Raw genomic sequence first — 19,873 nt, 5'->3', positions numbered from 1 at the left:
CGGGCGTACCGTTCGAGGCGTTCCACCGACCCACGAGGAGATCCCCATGACCGCCAGCTGGAAGTTCGAGACCCTGCAGATCCACGCGGGCGCTCAGCCCGATCCGGTCACCAACGCGCGCGCCACCCCGGTGTACCGCACGACCGCCTACACCTTCAACGACGCGCAGCACGCGAAGAACCTGTTCGCCCTCGCCGAGTTCGGCAACATCTACACCCGCATCCAGAACCCGACCCAGGACGTCGTCGAGCAGCGCATCGCCGCGCTCGAGGGCGGCACCGCGGCCCTGCTGCTGTCGTCGGGCCAGGCGGCCACCACCTACGCGGTGCTCAACATCGCGCAGGCGGGCGACCACATCGTGTCGTCGTCGACGATCTACGGCGGCACCTACAACCTGTTCACCTACACGCTCGCGAAGCTCGGCATCGAGGTCACCTTCGTCGAGAACCAGGACGACCCGGAGGCGTGGGCCGCCGCGGTGCGCCCCAACACCAAGCTGTTCTTCGGCGAGACCGTCGGCAACCCGAAGGTGAACCTGCTCGACATCCGCGCGGTCGCCGACGTCGCGCACGCGCACGGCCTGCCGCTCATCGTGGACAACACCATCGCCACCCCGTACCTGATCCGCCCGCTCGAGCACGGGGCCGACATCGTCGTGCACTCGGCCACGAAGTTCCTCGGCGGTCACGGCACGGTGCTCGGCGGTGTCATCGTCGACGGCGGGAAGTTCGCCTGGTCGCAGCACGTCGACCGCTTCCCCGGCCTCACCGAGCCCGACCCCTCGTACCACGGCGCCAGCTACACCGGCGTGCTGGGCGACGGCATCGCCTACATCATCAAGGCCCGCGTGCAGCTGCTGCGCGACATCGGCGCCGCCGTCTCGCCCGACAACGCGTGGCAGCTGATCCAGGGCATCGAGACCCTCAGCCTGCGCATCGAGCGGCACGTGCAGAATGCCGTCGCCGTGGCGCAGTGGCTCGAGGCCCACCCCGACGTCGCGAGCGTCAGCTACTCGGGCCTGCCGTCGAGCCCCTGGTATGCGACCGCGCAGACCTACGCGCCGAAGGGCGTGGGTGCGGTGCTCTCGTTCGAGCTGAAGGGCGGGGTGGATGCGGGACGCGCGCTCGTCGACTCCGTCGAGCTGTTCAGCCACGTCGCCAACATCGGCGACGTGCGCAGCCTGATCATCCACCCGGCCTCGACCACCCACTCGCAGCTGACGCCGGAGCAGCAGCTGACGAGCGGCGTGACCCCGGGCCTGGTGCGCCTCTCGGTGGGCCTCGAGAACATCGACGACATCATCGCCGACCTCGAGAACGGCTTCGCCGCCGCCCGCGCGGTCGTCGCGGCAAACGCAGCGCTGTAGGCCGCAGAACCGCAGCGCACCACCCCGCCCGCGCCCCCGCCGAACTGTGACCCTCAGGCCACAAGGCGGGGGCGCTGGTCGTTCTGCGAGAGAATGAGCGCAGCATGGACTGGCAGACGAGCGAAGACACGGTGCCCTCGGCGTTCATCACCGAGGCCAACCGGCGCTCGCTGCTGGGCACCCCGCCGACGACGGGCGCGTGGCGGGAGGGTGACGACCCCGGCCACCGGCAGTTCGCCGCGGTCGGAACCCTGGCCCTCGAGTCGGGAGCGACCCTGCCGCATGCGCGGCTCGCCTACGAGACGTGGGGCACCCTGAGCCCGGCGCGCGACAACGCGGTGCTGATCGTCCACGCCCTGACCGGCGACAGCCACGTCATCGGGCGGCCCGGCCCCGGGCATCCGACGGCTGGCTGGTGGGGCGGCATCGTCGGCCCCGGCCTCGCCGTCGACACCGACCGCTGGTTCGTGATCGCACCGAACATGCTCGGCGGGTGCCAGGGCTCGACCGGCCCGGCCTCGTTCTCCCCCGACGGCGCGGAGTGGGGCTCGCGGTTCCCCTACCTGACGATCCGCGACCAGGTCGCCGCCCAGGTGGCGCTCGCGGATGCCCTCGGCATCGAGCGGTTCGCGGCGGTCATCGGCGGGTCGATGGGCGGCATGCACGCGCTCGAGTGGGCGATCGAGCATCCGCAGCGGGTCGAACGGCTGGCCGTGCTCGCGTCGACGGCCGTCTCGAGCGCCGACCAGATCGCGCTGAACTCGGTGCAGCTGGAGGCGATCCGCATGGATCCCCTGTTCCGCGACGGCGACTACTACGACGAACCGGAGGGCCCGTACCGGGGCCTCGCGCTCGCGCGGCGGATGGCGCTTCTCAACTACCGCTCGCCGACCGAGCTCAACGAGCGGTTCGAGCGCTCCTGGCAGGGCGTGCTCGACCCGCTCGGCAAGGGGGGCCGGTTCGCGGTCGAGAGCTATCTCGACTTCCACGGCAACAAGTTCACCCGCCGCTTCGACGCCGGCAGCTACATCACCCTGGTCGAAGCCATGAACGCGCACGACGTCGGCCGCGGGCGCGGATCGGTCGCCGAGGCCCTCGCCCGCGTCACGGCAACGGCGCTCGTGATCGGCGTCGACAGCGACCGGCTCTTCCCGGTCGAGCAGTCGCGGCAGATCGCGGCCCATCTGCCGCGCACGATCCACGGTGCCGAGGCGCACGTCATCTCGTCACCGTTCGGGCACGACGCCTTCCTCATCGAGAACGAACTGGTCGGCCCGCCGCTCGCCGCGCTGCTCGCGGAGTAGTCGACCGTGCGCCGCTCCCCCGCTCTCCGCCCGCGCTTCGCGGTCGTCCGGCACGGAGCGCCCGCCGCGACTGCCCTCGTCGGCGGCATTCTCGCCGGCCTTCTCTCCAGCCTTCTCACCGGATGCTCCCCCGCCGCCCCGGCCAACCCCGGGTCGCTCGCCCTCCCCGGCCCGGTGACGGCCGCCGACGTGACCGTCACCGCCGACGTCTACCGCTCGCGCATCGACCCGTCTCGCGGCGGGATCCAGCTCTCGGTGCGCAACGACGCTGCCGTGCCCCTCACCGTCGTGGAGGCGCGCCTGGACTCGGATGCCCTGGCCACGACCATCGTGCGGGAGCGCACCACCGTGATCCCCGCCGGGGCGACGCGCGACCTCGCGATGCGGCTGACTGCGGTCGCGTGCCCCGCCGGTGAGTCGGTGCCCCGCGGCACACCGCCGCCCGACGCCGTGCTGGTTGTTCGGCTCATCGACGGCAGCACCGCCGCGGTGACCGTGCCCACCACCGACCGGCTCGGCCAATGGGCCGACTGGGTCGCCGTGGAATGCCTCGCGGTCGCCGTCGACCAGCAGGTCGCGCTCGCGGTGCGGCATGATCCCGCACGCGACGCGGGGCCCCTGATCGGACTGCTGCTCGACATCGAGCCACGACCCGCCTTGCCCGGACTCGCCGAGGAGTCTCGGGTCGCGGTGCAGAGCCTCAGCGACACCGTGCTGTTCGGGCTCGTCGATGCGGCGAGCGGAGAGCGGATCACCAGCGCGCCCCTGCCGGCGGGCGCGGCGGGCGGCGCGGGAGCGGTGAGCATCCCGCTGCTGCTGACACCGGCGCGCTGCGACGCGCACGCGCTCGCCGACGATAAGCAGGGCACCCTGTTCCGCGTGGGCGTCGTGGTCGACGGCACGCCGGGCACGGTGACGATCGTCGCCGACGCCGCGACGAAGGCAGCCCTGTACGACGCGTACACGCGCGCGTGCGGCCTCTGAGCTCGCGGCGCGCGCGGATGACAGACTGAGCGCATGGGTCGCAGGAGCGCGCGATGGAGCTGATCGAGAAGGATCGTCGGCGCCTGCTGCAGCGCGCCGCCCGCGCCTTCGGTCTCAGCGGCGTCGCGCTCACCGCGTTCTGCCTGGCTCTGCCGGGCGTCGTCGACGCCGACCTTCTGCCGACAGTGCTCATGCTGCTCGCCGGGCAGGCGGCTGCGCTCGTCATGGTCGGCCGCAGCGGCCACCTCGGCTGGGTGGCCCTGAGCATCGTGCTCGGCTGCGCGGTCATCGCGCTGGCGCAGCTGCCCTGGGGTCAGCCGTCGTCGCTCGCCCTCGCGACCTCGTTGGCGCCGCTCGGCGCGGCTGGTCTCGGCGGTGTCGGCCTCGTGTTGAGCGAGAGCACCGGTCGCTGGGTGCTCTGGGCGGTCGGCACGCTCGCCTCCAGCATGCTCGTGGCCACGGCGGGCCCGACCAGCGGCCTAATCTCCACCGCAGCCATCGCGACCCTGGCAGGCTGGGTGATCACCCTGATCATCGGGCTGTGGGTCACCGTCGGCGTGCAGCGCGCGGTGCGGCGCAACGAGAACATCGGGCGCGCTCATCAGCTCGAGCGGCAGGCCAGCGAGACCGAGGCGCAGCGACGCCAGGGGGCGCGACTGCTGCACGACACCGTGCTCGCGACCCTCACCCTGCTCGCACACTCGGGCGTGGGCGTCTCGGCCGACGCGCTGCGCCAGCAGGCCGGGGAGGACGCCCGGCTGCTGCGGCAGCTGCGGCTCGGCTCGACACCGATGCCGCGGTTCTCGGGCGTATACAGCCTCGAGCCGGTCGGCGAGACGCCGCTCGGCACGACCCTCGAGTCGGTGAAGCAGCGCTTCCTGCGCATGGGACTGTCGGTGCGCTGGCACGGCACCGGGCAGGTGCTCCTGCCGAGCGACGTGCTCGACGCCTTCCTGCTCGCCCTCGCCGAGTGCCTCGAGAACGTGCGCCGGCACGCGGGCGTCGAGGATGCGGACGTGACGATCACGCAGAACGACGAGGTCATCCGCGCCGTGGTCACCGATGCCGGCGTCGGCTTCGACCCGGCCGCGGTCGGCACCGAGCGGCTGGGCTTCACCGAGTCGGTCGTCGCCCGCCTGCACGACGTCGGCGGCAGCGCCCGCGTCTTCTCGACCCCCGGCGCCGGCACGACCGTGGTCTTGGAGGTGCCGCGATGAGGCACCGACCGACCAGCGCCGCAGAGGTGCCGCGATGAGCGGCCGCTACACCCCGCCCGACGAGACCACCCTCGGCGGCCTCGTCCGCCCCGCCGGTGACCGCTCGGCGACCCGCCGCGGCACCCCCACCTCCACCCACGCCTCCGCGCTCGGCTCCGGGTTCCTCGGCCTCGGCGTCGCCATCATCGCCGCCCTGCAATCGATGATCGGCATCGCCCTGTTCCTATTGCGCATCGACCTCTATCCCTCGATCCTCCCGATCGCCGCGGCCTGGCTGCTGCTCATGGTCACCTTCCTGGGCTTGACCATCACCATCTCGGCGAGCGGCGAGCGGCTGCCCGACTGGTTGTACGCCGTGTTCCTTGCCGCGCTCGCAGCGGTCGTCTGGCTCGACATCGTCGCGATCGCGCCCCTCGCGAACGTGGGGCAGTACGCCACGGCCTCCGTCTCGGCCGGCTTCGTACTGCTCGTGATCGTCACCCTGCGCCCGCGCTGGGAGGTCCTGATCGCCACCGCCCTCCTCGGCATCGCGCTCGTCGGGGCGACCCTCGCCACGACCCCGCTGACCCCCGTGACGATCCCCGCGCAGGCCGTGACGGTCGCGCTCGCGATCGGCCCGGGCATCGCGGGCGTGCTGCTGGTGCAGGGCTTCGAGCGGATGCTGAAGCGCGAGCTCGACCGCGTGCTCGTTCAGTCGACCGTGACGGCGCCGCGGCTCGCGGTCGGCATGCTGGCGAGCGAGGAGCTCGCCCGGCTCGACCTCGACGCGGAGCAGCTGCTGGAGGCCGTGGCCTCGGGCGAGGCGCCGCTGCCGCTGCCGGAGAACTACGCGGCGCGCGCATCCACTCTCGCGACCGAGCTGCGGCTGCACCTCATCGAGGGCCGGCGAGAGACCTGGCTCTTCCACGCGATCACCGAGTCGGAGCACCTGGGTCGGCGGGTGACGGTGAGCGATCCCGGCACCCTCGCGGGGCTGCTCGACGACGTGCAGCGCGACGCCCTGCTGGCTGCGCTGTGGCTGCTCACCCCCGACCCGGTGGGCACGGCCACGGCGCGGGCGGTCACCGTCTCGATCGGACCGATCGACCCGCAGCGCACGAGCGGGCCCGGCGGCCTCCTCGTGCCGATGCGCCTCGAGGTGAGCGGCCTTCGGCGTAATCGTGTCGACCCCGGTGTGTGGGAGGCTCTGGACCGGGTCGGGCGATACAGTGACAGCACGGCGGACGGCGCCCTCGTCATCGAGATCGAGTGCCGGGTCGAGAACCCGGCCGACGCTGCCCGCCCGCACTAGCACTGACGACGACAGCTCCGCACGACACCGCGCGGTGAAAGGAGGGGGCGATGGCGCAGCCGCTGATCCGCCTGGCCCTGGTCGATGACCACCGCATGCTCCTGGGCGCCCTCACCGAGTGGATCCGCCAGGCCGCGGACGACATCGACATGGTCGCCGCCGTCGCGTCGTGGCCCGACCTGCTGTCGCACCCGGCCTTCCCCGTCGATGTCGTTCTGCTCGACCTCGACCTCAAGGACAACATCCCGGTCTCGCTCAAGATCCAGACACTCACGTCGATGAACGTGCGGGTCGTGCTCATGAGCACCTACAGCGAGCCCAACGTGGTGCGCGAGGCCCTCAACGCCGGAGCCCTGGGCTACCTGGTGAAGAGCGAGGACGCGGGCATGATCGTCGAGGCGATCCGCGCCGCGCGGATCGGCGAGTCGTTCATCTCGGCCGAGCTCGATCTGGCTCTGAACGCCGCTGACATCGGCGGCTCGCCGCGCCTGAGCGCGCAGGAGCGCCGCGTGATGGCGCTCTACGGTGCGGGCGAGCCGGTGAAGACGGTCGCCTACCAGCTCGGCATCTCGGAGGAGACGGCGAAGAGCTACCTGAAGCGCATCCGCGAGAAGTACCGCATCGCGGGCATCGACGTGGGCACGAAGGTCGCGCTGCGCAAGCAGGCGATCGCCGACGGCATCCTGGTGGATGCTCCCTCCGGGGGCGGCGGAATCTAAGCGTCACCCGGCGCCGCCTCGCCGGTCACCCCGCGACGGTCACCCCGCACTCGCCCCTCGAGCACCCCGAGAGACCTGGCGCTCGAGCGCGACGCTCACCACCGCGAGCACGGTGCCGCCGAGCGCGAGCAGCAGCCCCACCCACGCGGGCGTCAGGTATCCCCAGCCGGCCGCGACCACGAGCCCGCCGAGGAAGGCGCCGAGCGCGTTGCCGACGTTCAGCGCCGAGTGGTTGAGCGCGGCCGCGAGCGTCTGCGAGTCGCCCGCGACATCCATAAGCCTCGTCTGGATCACCGGCGACAGGATCGCCGCCATGAACCCGACGAGGAAGGTTCCGGCGACGAGGCCCACCGGGTACTGACCGGCGAGACCGACGATCACCATCGCGCCGATCAGGCCGCCGAAGCCGATGAACATGGCGCGCGAGGTGCCTGCGTCGGCGAGGCGGCCACCGATGATGTTGCCGATCGTCAGGCCCGTGCCCATGCCGGCCAGCACCCACGGCACCGTCGCGGAGGGCATCCCGGCCGCATCGGTCACCATGGGCGCGATGTAGCTGTAGACGGCGAAGAATCCGCCGAAGCCGATCGCGCCGACGGCGACCGCCACCCAGACCTGCAGACTGCCGAAGGCCGCGAGCTCGCGACGGACGGTCGAGTTCGCGTCGCCGGGTTGCCAGGGCACGAGGATGCGCACCGCGACGAACGTCGCCGCGAACAGTGCCGCGACCAGGAGGTAGGCGGCGCGCCACCCGGCGGCCTGACCGACCGCGGTGATGACCGGCACGCCGATGACAGTCGCGACCGTGAGGCCGCTCAGCACGAGGGCGACGCCCTGCCCGCGTTTTCCGGGCCCCATCATGCTCGCGGCGACCAGCGCGGCGACGCCGAAGTAGGCCCCGTGCGGCAGGCCGGCAAGGAATCGCGCGGCGATGACGAGCTCGAAGGTCGGCAGGGTGGCCGAGGCGATCGTGCCGACGGTGAACCCGGCGGCGAGCCAGAGCAGCAGCCGGCGGCGCGGCATGCGGCCGCCGAGTGCGGCGATGATCGGTGCGCCGACGACGACGCCGAGGGCGTACGCGGTGATGACCCAGCCCGACTGGCCGATCGCCTCCTCTGCGTTGCTCGCATAGAGACCGGGCAGCAGATCGCGCGCGATGTCGGGCAGCAGTCCCATCGCCACGAACTCGGTCGAGCCGATGCCGAAGCCGCCGAGAGCCAGCGCGAGCAGCGCGGCATACACCCGGGTGCGGCTCAGCGGCGGCCGGTCGGCGCCTCCGTGCGCGCGTCGGTAGGCCTCATCGTGCGCGCGCTGCTGCGCGGCGTAGGCGGCCGCCGCGGCCTCATCGATGATCGGAACACTGGCGGTCGAGACGGTCACGCGGTGCCCTCCGCCTCGGTGGCGGCGAGCGCCTGCTCGAGCCGCTGCACCTTGCCGTCGAGCTCGCCCGTGTGGCCGGGGCGGTAGTCGGCCTTGAGCACGAGCGAGACGCGCGTGCCGTGCTCGGCGACCGCGAGGGTGGCGGCCTTCACGACGGCCATCACCTCGTCCCACTCCCCCTCGATCTCGGTGAACATCGACGAGGTGCGGTTGGGCAGGCCCGAGGCGCGCACGATGCGCACGGCGGCCGCGACCGCGTCGTGTACCGAATCCGACGACGAGCTGACCGAGGGGGCGACCGAGAACGCGACGATCACGCGGATGCTCCTTCCTGAGCACGAACGGGCTCGAGCGCGGCGGCGCGGGCCGGCCGCCAGCACAGCACGACGAGCTGACCGACCGCCCAGCCCAGCAGCACGAGGTAGAGCAGGTTGCGGGCCGTGAGCACGACGAGCATGCCCGTCTCGAGCGCCAGCAGGGTGCCGTACAGCACCGGGTAGACGACCTGGGTGAGGGCGGCGATAACGAGCGCGAGGGCGGCCGGAATCCGGAACGAGACGCCGCCCCAGCGCTGCCAGGCGAGGCCGAGCACGATGGGCACGGCGATCCAGGTGGCGAACTGCGGCGAGCCGACCTTGTTGACGCTGATGAGCGCCATGACCAGCGCGAGCGCCAGCACGGGGAAGAGCACGACATCGTCGACGCCTCGGCGCACGGCGATGAGCCCGAGCGCGGCGATCACGGCGACGACGAGGGCGAGCAGCGGGGTCATGAGCGCGGCCGCCTGCGCGCTGCCGGCGCCGTCGACCTGCCAGGTCAGGATGCCCTGGTCGTAGTACACCCGACCTGCCCACTCCCCCGCGGCGGCGGCCCAGAGCCACACGGTCGAGATCGGCGCCTCGACCTGCAGGCCGCGGCCGGTCTGCTCGGTGATCGGCGTCAGCAGAGCGGAGGCGCCGCCGAGCGCGATGCCCGCCGCGACGACCACGATCGAGGTGCCGACCGCCGCGGCCATGACGGCGCCACGCTCACGGAGGGCGATGAGCGCGGCGAGCAGCACCCCGGCGGGCCACACCTTGATCCAGGCGCCGACGGCGAGCAGGGCGCCGCCCCACTTCGGGTGCCGCGCGATGAGCATGACGGCAACGACAGCGACGGGCACCGTGATGGCGTCGATGCGGCCGAGCGTGATGGGGCCGAGCAGCACGAGGAAGAGCATCCACCACCAGGCGATGGCGGCGTGGCGGGCGCGCTCCTGCACGCCGATGATGGCGACGAGGGCGACCGCGTTGAGCATCATCACGATGGTCAGCCACATCGAGCCGTAGAGCGCGGGGCCGAACAGGTAGGCGGCGAGCATCGGCACGAGGGCCAGCAGCGGGTACACCCACGAGGTGTCGATGCCGACCCACTCGTTGCCGAGCAGGCCGCGCTCGACCCAGAACAGGTAGACGTAGGTGACGTCACCCATCGGCAGGCCGGGGCCGTACAGGTTGAGGTAGCCGAGCCAGAGGTGCACGGCGCCGAATACCAGCCAGAGGGTGATCGCGCTGCCGCCGACGACGGTCGCGAGGCGCCGGGCACGAAGCAACGTGTCAGCGGGCGCGGCCATACCTCGAGGGTACTGGCGGCTCAGCGGTCGGCGGCGTCGAGCAGCGCCGCGACGGTCGCGGGCAGCGCCGCGCACAGGTCGAGCACGGTGAGCGGGCCGCCCGCCGACGCGCGCGCGGCGGCGAGTCCGTGCAGCACGGCGGCCGCCGCGCCCAGGCGGGCGAGCTGCGGCAGATCGACGGGTTGGCCGGCGAGTGTGGCGGCGGCGTGCGTCGCGGTGAGGGCTCCGAGGATGCCCGCGAGAGCATCCCCCGCCCCCGCGGTCGCAAGCCACGTGGGAGCCTGCCGCGCGACGAGCATCGGCCCGCCGGGCGCGACGACGCGCGTGGTGTGGCCCTTGAGCAGCACGGCGACGCCGAAGCGCGCGGCCGCCGCCCGCGCCGCGGCGCCCGGGTCGGCGCGCACGGCGGCGACGTCGACCCCCGAGAGGCGCGCGAGCTCGCCCGCGTGTGGGGTGATGATGACCGGTCCGCGCGCGGCGGCGAGCACGGTCGGCGCGATCGCCCCGGCGTCGATGATCAGCGGATGCCCGCTCGCGAGCGCCCCCCGCACCCGCTCGGCGGTCTCCGGCTCGGGGGCCTCCTCGATCTCCCCGTCGGCGGCCGCACTGAGCAGGCCCATGCCCGACCCGATGACCCACGCCTGCACGCGGCCCGGCGCCGTGACGGCCTCGGGGCGGCGCTGCAGCACGAGGTCGGCAGCCCGCGCGGGCCCGAGGTACCGCACCATGCCCACGCCGGTGCGCAGCGCGGCTTCGACTCCGAGCACCGCGGCGCCCGGATACCGGCTCGAGCCGGTCAGCATGCCGAGCACGCCCCGCGCGTACTTGGCGTGGTCGGGCGTCGGCACGCGCACGAGGGCGGCGGCCTCAGCCGGGGTCAGCTCGCGCTCGTCGCTCACGCGGTCACCCTACCGACCGGCCGCGCGGGCCGGGAGGGTCCCGCGGCCCGCGGAGCGCATCCGCCGCCCGGAACACAGCGCCCGGAAGACGCTGCCCGGAATACACCCCGGCCGCATCGGCTTGACTCTCAGCGTGACCTCCGCACTGTTCTCCCCCCTGACCCTCCGCCCCGCGCTGCCCGGTGAGCTGACCCTGCGCAACCGCCTCTGGGTGTCCCCGCTGTGCCAGTACACGGTCGTCGAGCAGGACGGCGTGCCGACCGACTGGCACCTCGTGCATCTCGGCTCGTTCGCCCGCGGCGGTGCGGGCCTCGTCGTCGCCGAGGCGACCGCGGTCGTCCCAGAGGGGCGCATCAGCCCGCACGACACCGGCATCTGGAACGACGCGCAGGTCGCCGCCTGGCGCCGCGTCACCGACTTCATCCACACGCAGGGCGCGGCCGCGGGCATCCAGCTGGCGCACGCCGGGCGCAAGGCCTCCGTCTACCCCGAGTGGGGCGCGATGAGCACCGGCGCCTCCGGCTCGGGCACGGTGCCCGTCGAGCTCGGCGGCTGGCAGACCGTGTCGGCCTCGGCGATCGCGTTCGAGGGGTACGCCGAGCCGGTCGCGCTCGATGCGCAGGGCATCCACGACCTCGTGACGGCGTTCGCGACTGCCGCGCGCCGTAGCGTCGAGGCGGGCTTCGACCTGGTCGAGATCCACGCCGCCCACGGCTATCTGCTGCACCAGTTCCTCTCGCCGCTGTCGAACCGCCGCGACGACGAGTGGGGCGGCAGCCTCGAGAACCGCGCCCGCCTGCTGCTCGACATCGTGCGCGCGGTGCGCGCCGCCGTCGACGTGCCGATCCTCGTGCGGTTCTCGGCGAGCGACTGGGTCGACGACGACTGGCTCGCCGCGCACGACCTCGCCGACTCGGGCCTGGCGGGGTGGAACGAGCACGACACCGCCATCGTCGCCGCCTGGGCGCAGGATGCGGGGGCCGACCTGTTCGACATCTCCTCGGGTGGTCTCGTGCGCGCGCGCATCGAGGTGGGCCCCGGCTACCAGGTGCCCTTCGCCGAGACGGTGAGCCGCGAGGGCGACGTGCTCGTCAACGCGGTCGGGCTCATCACCGAGCCCGCCCAGGCCGAGGAGATCGTCGCCTCCGGCCGTGCCGACGCCGTCATGATGGGCCGCGAGTTCATGCGCGACCCGCACGCGGCCCTGCGCTTCGCTCGCGCCCTCGGCGTCGAGGTCGACGGAGTGCCCGTCGGCACGCCGCCGCAGTACCGCCGCGCCTACCGCTGAGCCTCGTCAGCGTGCGGGCTCGCTCGCGTCAATCACGGCGTGCTCGAAGAGCACTTGGCCGTGCCATGGTCCGGTGAAGCCGGTGAAGTAGAGAAGTCGGCGGACCTCCGCCTCACCGTCGACTGCGGGATCGTCCTGCCCGACCGTGAACGACACAGCAAGGGCGTCGTCGTGTCCGCGAGCCAAGAAGTAGTAGAGCTCCTGCGAGAAGGTGCGGCCCACGCGCTCAACAAGCAGAGAGTACGCCGCGATTCCCGGAGGCGCGTCATCATGGTGAGCCTCAAGCGCGAAGGGCGCCCAGCATGGCGTGGCCCGCGGGGCGTGGATCAGCGCCTGAATCTCAGCAGGTGAGATTGCTCGTGTGCCATCAACATCGTCGAAGCGAAAGTCAACGGCTCCGTGGAGCATCCGGTGGGCGGGGTTGGTCGATCGGTAAACCACCGGGGCGCGGGTCTCGCTTCGCGCCTCGAACGGGTAGTCATCGACACTCGTGAGATCACCCACGGCTGAAGGACCGTCACGGTCGCAGTCGAGGACGAACTGCACGAGGGTCCGTGTCGGTCGACGTTTCTGCCGCTCGACCCTGAGAGCGTGCGCTGACACGAGCGGGCCTGGAACGAATCCGAGGCCTTCGAGCCGACCCTTTTCCATGAAACGCTCGAACGCCTCGACGTCGACCCGACCCGTCGCCTCATCGAACCATGGCTGTTCCACCCACCCTCCCCTCTCGAATCATTGACGATGACCCTCTCACACATGGCTCATCACTAGTGGTACAGTATCCGGTACCACCCAGGAGGTGCCCGTGACCGCGATCAGCGCCACCGAAGCGCGCAAGACGCTCTTCGGCATCATCCAGCAGGTCAACGACGACCACAGCGCGGTCGAGGTCGTCTCGAAGCACGGCAACGCGGTCATCCTGTCGAAGGCCGACTACGACGCCATGACCGAGACCGCGTACCTTCTGCGCAACCCCGCGAACGCCGAGCGCCTGCTCGCCGCGATTGAGCGCGCGAGGCGTGGAGAGTTCGAGCAGCGCACGCTCACCGACGACTAGAACGGTTCGACCATGAGCCGCACCGTCGCCTTCGACCCGGACGGGTGGGACGACTACGTGTACTGGCAGACCCAGGACCGCAAGACGCTCAAGCGCCTCAACCAGCTCATCGCCGACGTCCAGCGCGACCCGTTCGCTGGCATCGGCAAGCCGGAACCGCTCAAGCACATCCTCTCCGGGGCGTGGTCACGCCGCATCGACGACGTCCACCGGCTCGTGTATCTCGTCACCGACGACCACATCGTGATCCTGCAGGCGCGCCTGCACTACTGACCGCTGTCGCTCGACTGCTACCGGCCGCGGCGCTGCGTCGCGTCCTGCACCTCGCCGACGAGCTCCTCGATGATGTCCTCGAGGAAGAGCACGCCGGTCGTGCGACCCTCGGCGTCAGCCGCACGGGCGACGTGCGCGCCCGTGCGCCGCATGACGGCGAGCGCGTCCTCCAGCTCCGCGGTCGCGAGGATCGACACGAGGCGGCGGATCCGCTTCGGCGGCACGGGGTCGTCGAGCTCGTCGTCGGGCAGGTCGATAACGTCTTTCAGGTGCAGGTAGCCGGTGGGCTCGCCCGCGTCGTCGACGAGCACGTAGCGGCTGAACCCGCGCTGGGCGACCGCGCGCTCGACGTCGAGAGCACTGGCATCGTCGGGCAGCGAGGTGAGGGCATCCATCGGCAGCGCCACATCGGCGACCACCTTGTTCGTGAACTCGAACGCGGCGCTGAGGGCCCCCGTCGTGTCGGTCAGCAGGCCCTCGCGCGTCGACTGGCGCACGATGGTCTCGACCTCGTCGAGGGTGAAGGCGCTCGCCGCCTCATCCTTCGGCTCGACGCGGAACGCGCGCAGCACGCCGTTCGCGATCGCATTGAGCGCGCGGATGACGGGGCCGAAGATGCGCGACACCAGCACCAGCGGCGGCGCGAGGATCAGCACCGCGCGCGTCGGCAGCGAGAACGACAGGTTCTTCGGCACCATCTCGCCGAACACGACGTGCAGGTAGGTCACCAGCAGCAGGGCGATCGTGAAGGCGATGCCGGCGATCCACTCCGCGCTGAGGCCGGTGAGGCCGAGCGGGATCTCGAGCAGGTGCTTGATGGCCGGCTCGGAGACGTTCAGGATTAGCAGCGAGCAGATCGTGATGCCCAGCTGGCAGGTGGCGAGCATGAGGGTCGCGTGCTCCATGGCCCAAAGAGCCGTCTTCGCGGCCCGCGAGCCGGCCTCGGCGCGCGGCTCGACCTGCGAGCGCTTCGCCGCCACGACCGCGAACTCGGCACCGACGAAGAACGCGTTCGCAGCGAGCAGCACGAACAGCCACGCGATGCCCCACCAGTCGGCCTCGGTCATCGGGCACCCCCCTCGTCGGCGGCCGCGGCCGGCAGGGCGATCTCACCCGTAGCGACAGGGGTGAAGCGAACACGGTCGATACGGCGGCCATCCAATCGTTCGATGCGAAAGGTTCCCGACGCGATCTCGACGGTGTCTCCCACCTCGGGAAGGCGCCCGAGCTCGGCCATCAGGTACCCGCCGACGGTCTCCCACGGGCCATCGTCGGGAACCGTGACACCGGCGCGGTCGAGCAGCTCGTCGGGGCGCAGGATGCCGGGGAAGGTCAGCCAGTTGCGCGAGCGCACGACGTCGACCCGTGCGCGGTCATGCTCGTCGCTCACCTCGCCAACAAGCTCCTCGACCAGGTCCTCGAGCGTCGTGACGCCGGCGGTGCCGCCGTACTCGTCGACGACGATCGCCATCTGGTACCCGCGGCCGCGCAGCTCGGCGAGCAAGGTGTCGAGCACCATCGTCTCGGGAACCCGAAGCGCCTCGCTCTGCAGGGCCGATGCCGGAACCTCGGCGCGACGGTCGCGCGGCACCGCCACCGCCTGCTTGACGTGCACGATGCCGACGATGTCGTCGATCGACTCGTCGATCACGGGAAAGCGCGAGTGGCCCGTGCGGCGCGCCAGCTCGATGACGGCCAGCGCGGAGTCGCCGCGCTCGACCGCCTCGACGCGCGGACGGGGCGTCATCACGTCGGCCGCCGTGAGCTGCGAGAACGCGAGCGTGCGCGACAGCAGCGTGGCCGTGTCGTGGTCGAGGCTGCCCTGGCTGGCCGAACGGCGCACGAGTGACGACAGCTCCTCCGCCGTGCGGGCACCGCTCAACTCCTCCTTGGGGTCGACGCCCATCGAGCGGAGAATGGCGTTCGCCGAGCCGTTGAGCAGCAGGATCGCCGGCCGGAAGACGGTCGTGAACGCCCATTGGAACGGCACGACGACCTTCGCCGTCTGCCGCGGCAGGCTCAGCGCGAAGTTCTTCGGAACGAGCTCGCCGACGATCATCGACAGCAGCGTCGCGAGCACGACGGCGGTGATCGAGCCGACGACCGGTACGGCCGCGGCAGGCAGGCCGGTCGCCGTGAGCGGCCCGGCGAGCAAGCTCGAGATGGCCGGCTCCATGAGGAAGCCCGTGAGCAGCGTCGTGAGCGTGATGCCCAGCTGCGCGCTCGACAGGTGCGTGGACGTGATCTTGAGCGCTGCGATCGTTGGGCCGAGGCGCTTCTCACCGCGCGCCTGACGGGCCTCGAGCTCGGAGCGATCGAGATTGATGAGCGAGAACTCGCTCGCCACGAAGAAACCAGTGCCGATGGTCAGGACGATGCCCGCGAGCACTCCGATCCACTCAGAGCCCATGCGCGCCTCCCCTCATCGGCGAGGGTCTATGGCTGGGTTCGTCGGGGGCGGGCGCGTGGCCCGGACTCGGAGGCTCCATAACGTGAGCAGTATATCCACGGCCCCTGCAGAGGGCACCGGGAAAGAAGGCGAGGAATTAAGCCGTCGGATGACCCGCGGAGGCGGGAACAGCGGTCAAGAACGGTTAAGCTTGTCCGGGCGACGCCAGGGACGGCGCCGTCAGATCAAGACCCATCGATGCGAATTGAAAGTGGGCGGTCGGCTGTGTCAAGCCAAGTGACCGGAGTCGGCCCTGACGGCAACGCCGCGGGCGAATTCGGGGCCAACGAGTGGCTCGTGGACGAGCTGTACGAGCAGTACAAGGTCGACAAGAACAGCGTCGACCCGTCGTGGTGGCCCATTCTCGAGAAGTACCACGCCTCCACGACCGGCGGCGCGGCCGCAGTGAACGAGGCCCCGGCAGCGGCATCCGTCGCCCCCGCGCCAGCGGCACCCGCCGAGACAGCACCGGCCCCCGCGGCCGCCAGCGCGCCGGTGGCCGCCAGCGCGCCGGTGGCGAGTTCCCCCGCGACCGGCAGCCACCCGGTGGCCCGCACGACCTCGATCGCCCCGCAGCCGACGCCGATCCCCGCGCAGGCGCCGGCGCCCGCCGGCCCGGCGCACGTCGATGCCGACGGCGATGGCGAGCTCGACGACATCGTCACGCCGCTCAAGGGAATGGCGAAGACGCTCGCCAGCAACATGGATGCGAGCCTGGCGGTGCCCACCGCAACGAGCGTGCGCACCATCCCCGCGAAGCTGATGATCGACAACCGCATCGTCATCAACAACCACCTCAAGCGTGCCCGCGGCGGCAAGGTCAGCTTCACGCACCTCATCGCCTGGGCGATGGTGCGGGCCCTGCGCGAGTTCCCGAGCCAGAACGTCTACTACGACGAGATCGACGGCAAGCCCGTCGTCGTCACCCCCGCCCACATCAACCTGGGCATCGCGATCGACCTGCCCAAACCCGACGGCACGCGGGCCCTCATGGTGCCCGGCATCAAGAAGTGCGAGTCGATGGGCTTCGGCGACTTCCTCGTCGCGTACGAGGACGTCGTCAAGCGCGCGCGCGACAACAAGCTCGTCGCCGGCGACTTCCAGGGCAACACGATCTCGTTGACCAACCCGGGCGGTATTGGCACTGTGCACTCGGTGCCGCGCCTCATGAAGGGGCAGGGCGCGATCATCGGCGCCGGCGCCCTCGAGTATCCGGCCGAGTTCCAGGGCATGTCGCAGGCGACGCTCGCCGACCTCGGCATCGGCAAGACCGTCACGCTGACCAGCACCTACGACCACCGGGTCATCCAGGGTGCCGGGTCGGGCGAGTTCCTGAAGAAGGTGCACGAGCTGCTCATCGGCGAGCGCAACTTCTACGAGGACATCTTCGCCGACCTGCGGATCCCCTACGACCCGATCCACTGGGCCCAGGACATCCACGTCGATCTCGCCGACGAGATCAACAAGACCGCCCGCGTGCACGAGCTGATCAACGCCTACCGCGTGCGCGGCCACCTGATGGCCGACGTCGACCCCCTCGAGTACCGCCAGCGCAGCCACCCCGACCTCGACATCTCGAGCCACGGGCTGACCTTCTGGGATCTCGACCGCGAGTTCGTCACCGGCGGCTTCGGCGGCCGGCGCACGATGCTGCTGCGCGAGATCCTCGGCGTGCTGCGCGACACCTACTGCCGCACGGTCGGCATCGAGTACATGCACATCCAGGAGCCGGAGCAGCGCCGCTGGTTCCAGGAGCGCCTGGAGAAGCCCTACCAGAAGCCCACGCACGACGAGCAGATGCGAATCCTGGGCAAGCTCAATCAGGCTGAGGCGTTCGAGACCTTCCTGCAGACCAAGTACGTCGGTCAGAAGCGCTTCAGCCTCGAGGGCGGCGAGAGCGTCATCCCGTTGCTCGACGAGGTGCTGCAGGGCGCCGCCGAGCAGGGGCTCGACGAGGTCGCCATCGGCATGGCCCACCGCGGTCGCCTCAACGTGCTCGCCAACATCGCGGGCAAGACCTACGGCCAGATCTTCCGCGAGTTCGAGGGCACGCAGGACCCGAAGTCGGTGCAGGGCTCGGGCGACGTGAAGTACCACCTCGGCACCGAGGGCGTCTTCACGGCGATGACCGGCCAGCAGGTGGCGGTGTCGCTCGCGGCCAACCCCTCGCACCTCGAGGCCGTCAACGGCGTGCTCGAGGGCATCGTGCGGGCGAAGCAGGACCGCAAGGGCGACGGCTCGTTCAGCACCATGGCCGTTCTCGTGCACGGCGATGCGGCGATGGCGGGTCAGGGTGTCGTGCTCGAGACCCTGCAGCTCAGCCAGCTGCGGGCCTACCGCACAGGCGGCACCATTCACGTCGTCATCAACAACCAGGTCGGCTTCACGACGCCTCCCGGTGAGGGCCGCTCGTCGACCTACTCGACCGACGTCGCCAAGACCATCCAGGCGCCGATCTTCCACGTCAACGGGGACGACCCCGAGGCCGTCGTGCGCGTGGCGGAGATCGCGTTCGCCTACCGCCAGCACTTCAACCGCGACGTCGTCATCGACCTCGTCTGCTATCGCCGGCGCGGCCACAACGAGGGCGACGACCCCTCGATGACCCAGCCGCTGATGTACAACCTCATCGAGGCCAAGCGCAGCGTGCGCACGCTCTACACCGAGGCGCTGGTCGGGCGCGGCGACATCACCGAGGAGGAGTTCGAGGCCGCGCACCGCGACTTCCAGGACCGCCTCGAGGTCGCCTTCGCCGAGACCCACGCCGCGCAGACCGGCACCCTGCCGGTGGTCGGCGGCACGGCGACCCAGCACCCCGACGACGGGGTCGCCGAGCCCGAGTCGACCGCGGTCGACGTGGCGGTCATCCGGCATATCGGCGACGCGCACGACAACATGCCCGCCGGCTTCACCGTGCACGGCAAGCTGCAGGCGATGCTCAAGAAGCGCGTCGAGATGAGCCGCGACGGTCAGATCGACTGGGGCTTCGGCGAGCTCCTCGCCCTCGGCTCGCTGCTCATGGAGGGCACCCCCGTGCGCATGGCCGGGCAGGACTCGCGCCGCGGCACCTTCGTGCAACGCCACGCCGTGCTGCACGACCGCGTCAACGGCCAGGAGTGGCTGCCGCTGGCGAACCTCAGCGAGAGCCAGGCCAAGTTCTGGATCTACGACTCGCTGCTGAGCGAGTACGCGGCGATGGGCTTCGAGTACGGCTACTCGGTCGAGCGCCCCGACGCGCTCGTGCTGTGGGAGGCCCAGTTCGGCGACTTCGCCAACGGCGCGCAGACGATCATCGACGAGTTCATCTCGTCGGCCGAGCAGAAGTGGAACCAGCGCTCGAGCGTCGTGCTGCTGCTGCCGCACGGCTACGAGGGCCAGGGTCCCGACCACTCCTCGGCGCGCATCGAGCGGTTCCTGCAGCTCGCGGCGGAGGAGAACATGACGATCGCGCGGCCGTCGACGCCCGCGTCGTACTTCCACCTGCTGCGTCGCCAGGCCTACGCACGCCCGCGCCGCCCGCTCGTCGTCTTCACCCCGAAGGCCATGCTGCGCCTGCGCGGCGCGACCAGCGAGATCGCCGACTTCACGAACGGCCGGTTCGAGCCGGTCATCGACGACGTCACGGTGACGGATGCCGGCGCCGTGCGCCGGGTTCTGCTGCACGCGGGCAAGATCCACTACGACCTCAAGAGCGAGATCGAGAAGCGCGGCACGACCGGCACGGCCCTCGTGCGGCTCGAGCAGTACTACCCGCTGCCCGAGGCGCAGCTGCGCGCGGCCCTCGACCGGTACCCGAACGCCGAGGTGGTGTGGGTGCAGGACGAGCCCGAGAACCAGGGTGCGTGGCCGTTCCTCGCGCTTGAGACGCAGAAGCGCGGCATGAAGCCGATGCGCGTGGTCTCGCGGCCCGCCTCGGCGTCGCCGGCGACGGGGTCGACGAAGCGCAGCGCCCAGGAGCACGCCGACATCATGGATGCCGCGCTCGCCTAGCGCGTGACACGGGATGCGGCGCTCGCCTTCGGGCGGGCGCCGCA

The 19,873-nt window shown here is 71.3% G+C and carries 17 protein-coding genes; 10 read left to right on the top strand and 7 right to left on the bottom strand.

Features of this window, described 5'->3' with window-relative positions; translation table 11 throughout:
- Nucleotides 1-46 precede the first annotated feature (46 nt).
- The 6 genes from BJ959_RS11575 (at nucleotide 47) to BJ959_RS11550 (ending at nucleotide 6,881) form a co-directional block, all read left to right on the top strand.
- Nucleotides 47-1,366: a bifunctional o-acetylhomoserine/o-acetylserine sulfhydrylase gene (locus BJ959_RS11575; protein ID WP_153981975.1), complete on the top strand. Its 1,320-nt coding sequence runs from the start codon at nucleotides 47-49 to the stop codon at nucleotides 1,364-1,366.
- Between the two features lie 104 nt (nucleotides 1,367-1,470).
- Nucleotides 1,471-2,670, top strand: a complete 1,200-nt coding sequence (metX, locus tag BJ959_RS11570; protein WP_153981974.1) for a homoserine O-acetyltransferase MetX — start codon at nucleotides 1,471-1,473, stop codon at nucleotides 2,668-2,670.
- 6 nt (nucleotides 2,671-2,676) lie between these two features.
- Entirely contained in the window at nucleotides 2,677-3,654 is a 978-nt protein-coding gene (locus BJ959_RS11565) for a hypothetical protein (RefSeq protein WP_153981973.1), read from the top strand.
- 53 nt (nucleotides 3,655-3,707) lie between these two features.
- On the top strand, nucleotides 3,708-4,871 hold the full coding sequence (locus BJ959_RS11560) for a sensor histidine kinase (protein ID WP_153981972.1): 1,164 nt from the start codon (nucleotides 3,708-3,710) through the stop codon (nucleotides 4,869-4,871).
- A 34-nt stretch (nucleotides 4,872-4,905) separates the two neighbouring features.
- On the top strand, nucleotides 4,906-6,162 hold the full coding sequence (locus BJ959_RS11555) for a hypothetical protein (RefSeq protein WP_153981971.1): 1,257 nt from the start codon (nucleotides 4,906-4,908) through the stop codon (nucleotides 6,160-6,162).
- A 50-nt stretch (nucleotides 6,163-6,212) separates the two neighbouring features.
- Nucleotides 6,213-6,881, top strand: a complete 669-nt coding sequence (locus BJ959_RS11550; protein WP_153981970.1) for a response regulator — start codon at nucleotides 6,213-6,215, stop codon at nucleotides 6,879-6,881.
- Between the two features lie 39 nt (nucleotides 6,882-6,920).
- Here the strand turns inward: BJ959_RS11550 and BJ959_RS11545 are convergent, their stop codons facing one another.
- From BJ959_RS11545 to BJ959_RS11530, 4 genes are all read right to left on the bottom strand, one after another.
- Nucleotides 6,921-8,138: an MFS transporter gene (locus tag BJ959_RS11545; RefSeq protein WP_207949111.1), complete on the bottom strand. Its 1,218-nt coding sequence runs from the start codon at nucleotides 8,136-8,138 to the stop codon at nucleotides 6,921-6,923.
- Nucleotides 8,139-8,257: 119 nt separating this feature from the next.
- Nucleotides 8,258-8,578, bottom strand: coding sequence for a thiamine-binding protein (locus tag BJ959_RS11540; protein ID WP_153981969.1), 321 nt, complete (start codon nucleotides 8,576-8,578; stop codon nucleotides 8,258-8,260).
- Entirely contained in the window at nucleotides 8,575-9,873 is a 1,299-nt protein-coding gene (locus tag BJ959_RS11535) for a glycosyltransferase 87 family protein (protein WP_153981968.1), read from the bottom strand. The genes BJ959_RS11540 and BJ959_RS11535 overlap by 4 nt, the downstream gene beginning before the upstream one ends.
- Nucleotides 9,874-9,893: 20 nt before the next feature.
- Nucleotides 9,894-10,772, bottom strand: a complete 879-nt coding sequence (locus BJ959_RS11530) for an ADP-dependent NAD(P)H-hydrate dehydratase (protein ID WP_341799881.1) — start codon at nucleotides 10,770-10,772, stop codon at nucleotides 9,894-9,896.
- Between the two features lie 133 nt (nucleotides 10,773-10,905).
- Here BJ959_RS11530 and BJ959_RS11525 point away from each other — a divergent pair, with 133 nt between their 5' ends.
- Nucleotides 10,906-12,060: an NADH:flavin oxidoreductase/NADH oxidase gene (locus BJ959_RS11525; protein WP_341799880.1), complete on the top strand. Its 1,155-nt coding sequence runs from the start codon at nucleotides 10,906-10,908 to the stop codon at nucleotides 12,058-12,060.
- A gap of 6 nt (nucleotides 12,061-12,066) precedes the next feature.
- Here the strand turns inward: BJ959_RS11525 and BJ959_RS11520 are convergent, their stop codons facing one another.
- The gene (locus BJ959_RS11520; RefSeq protein ID WP_153981966.1) at nucleotides 12,067-12,774 is read right to left on the bottom strand and encodes a hypothetical protein; all 708 of its coding nucleotides are present in this window, start codon (nucleotides 12,772-12,774) and stop codon (nucleotides 12,067-12,069) included.
- Between the two features lie 91 nt (nucleotides 12,775-12,865).
- Between BJ959_RS11520 and BJ959_RS11515 the strand changes: the two genes are divergently transcribed.
- Both BJ959_RS11515 and BJ959_RS11510 read left to right on the top strand, forming a co-directional pair.
- On the top strand, nucleotides 12,866-13,117 hold the full coding sequence (locus BJ959_RS11515; protein ID WP_153981965.1) for a type II toxin-antitoxin system prevent-host-death family antitoxin: 252 nt from the start codon (nucleotides 12,866-12,868) through the stop codon (nucleotides 13,115-13,117).
- A 12-nt stretch (nucleotides 13,118-13,129) separates the two neighbouring features.
- On the top strand, nucleotides 13,130-13,390 hold the full coding sequence (locus tag BJ959_RS11510) for a Txe/YoeB family addiction module toxin (RefSeq protein ID WP_153981964.1): 261 nt from the start codon (nucleotides 13,130-13,132) through the stop codon (nucleotides 13,388-13,390).
- 17 nt (nucleotides 13,391-13,407) lie between these two features.
- Here BJ959_RS11510 and BJ959_RS11505 read toward each other — a convergent pair whose 3' ends face one another.
- Nucleotides 13,408-14,457 carry a hemolysin family protein gene (locus BJ959_RS11505; protein ID WP_153981963.1) on the bottom strand — a complete coding sequence of 350 codons (1,050 nt, stop codon included), beginning with the start codon at nucleotides 14,455-14,457 and terminating at the stop codon, nucleotides 13,408-13,410.
- Complete coding sequence (locus BJ959_RS11500) at nucleotides 14,454-15,800, bottom strand: hemolysin family protein (protein WP_153981962.1); 1,347 nt, start codon at nucleotides 15,798-15,800, stop codon at nucleotides 14,454-14,456. The genes BJ959_RS11505 and BJ959_RS11500 overlap by 4 nt, the downstream gene beginning before the upstream one ends.
- A 264-nt stretch (nucleotides 15,801-16,064) precedes the next feature.
- On the opposite strand from BJ959_RS11500, the gene BJ959_RS11495 reads away from it, so the two are divergent.
- Nucleotides 16,065-19,829, top strand: a complete 3,765-nt coding sequence (locus BJ959_RS11495) for a multifunctional oxoglutarate decarboxylase/oxoglutarate dehydrogenase thiamine pyrophosphate-binding subunit/dihydrolipoyllysine-residue succinyltransferase subunit (protein ID WP_183321987.1) — start codon at nucleotides 16,065-16,067, stop codon at nucleotides 19,827-19,829.
- Nucleotides 19,830-19,873: the final 44 nt, after the last annotated feature.

Source organism: Microcella frigidaquae (assembly GCF_014200395.1).
Taxonomy (GTDB): Bacteria; Actinomycetota; Actinomycetes; order Actinomycetales; family Microbacteriaceae; genus Microcella; species Microcella frigidaquae.
Note: the sequence above shows the minus strand (reverse complement) of the source record. Positions and strands in the feature narration are given on the sequence as shown.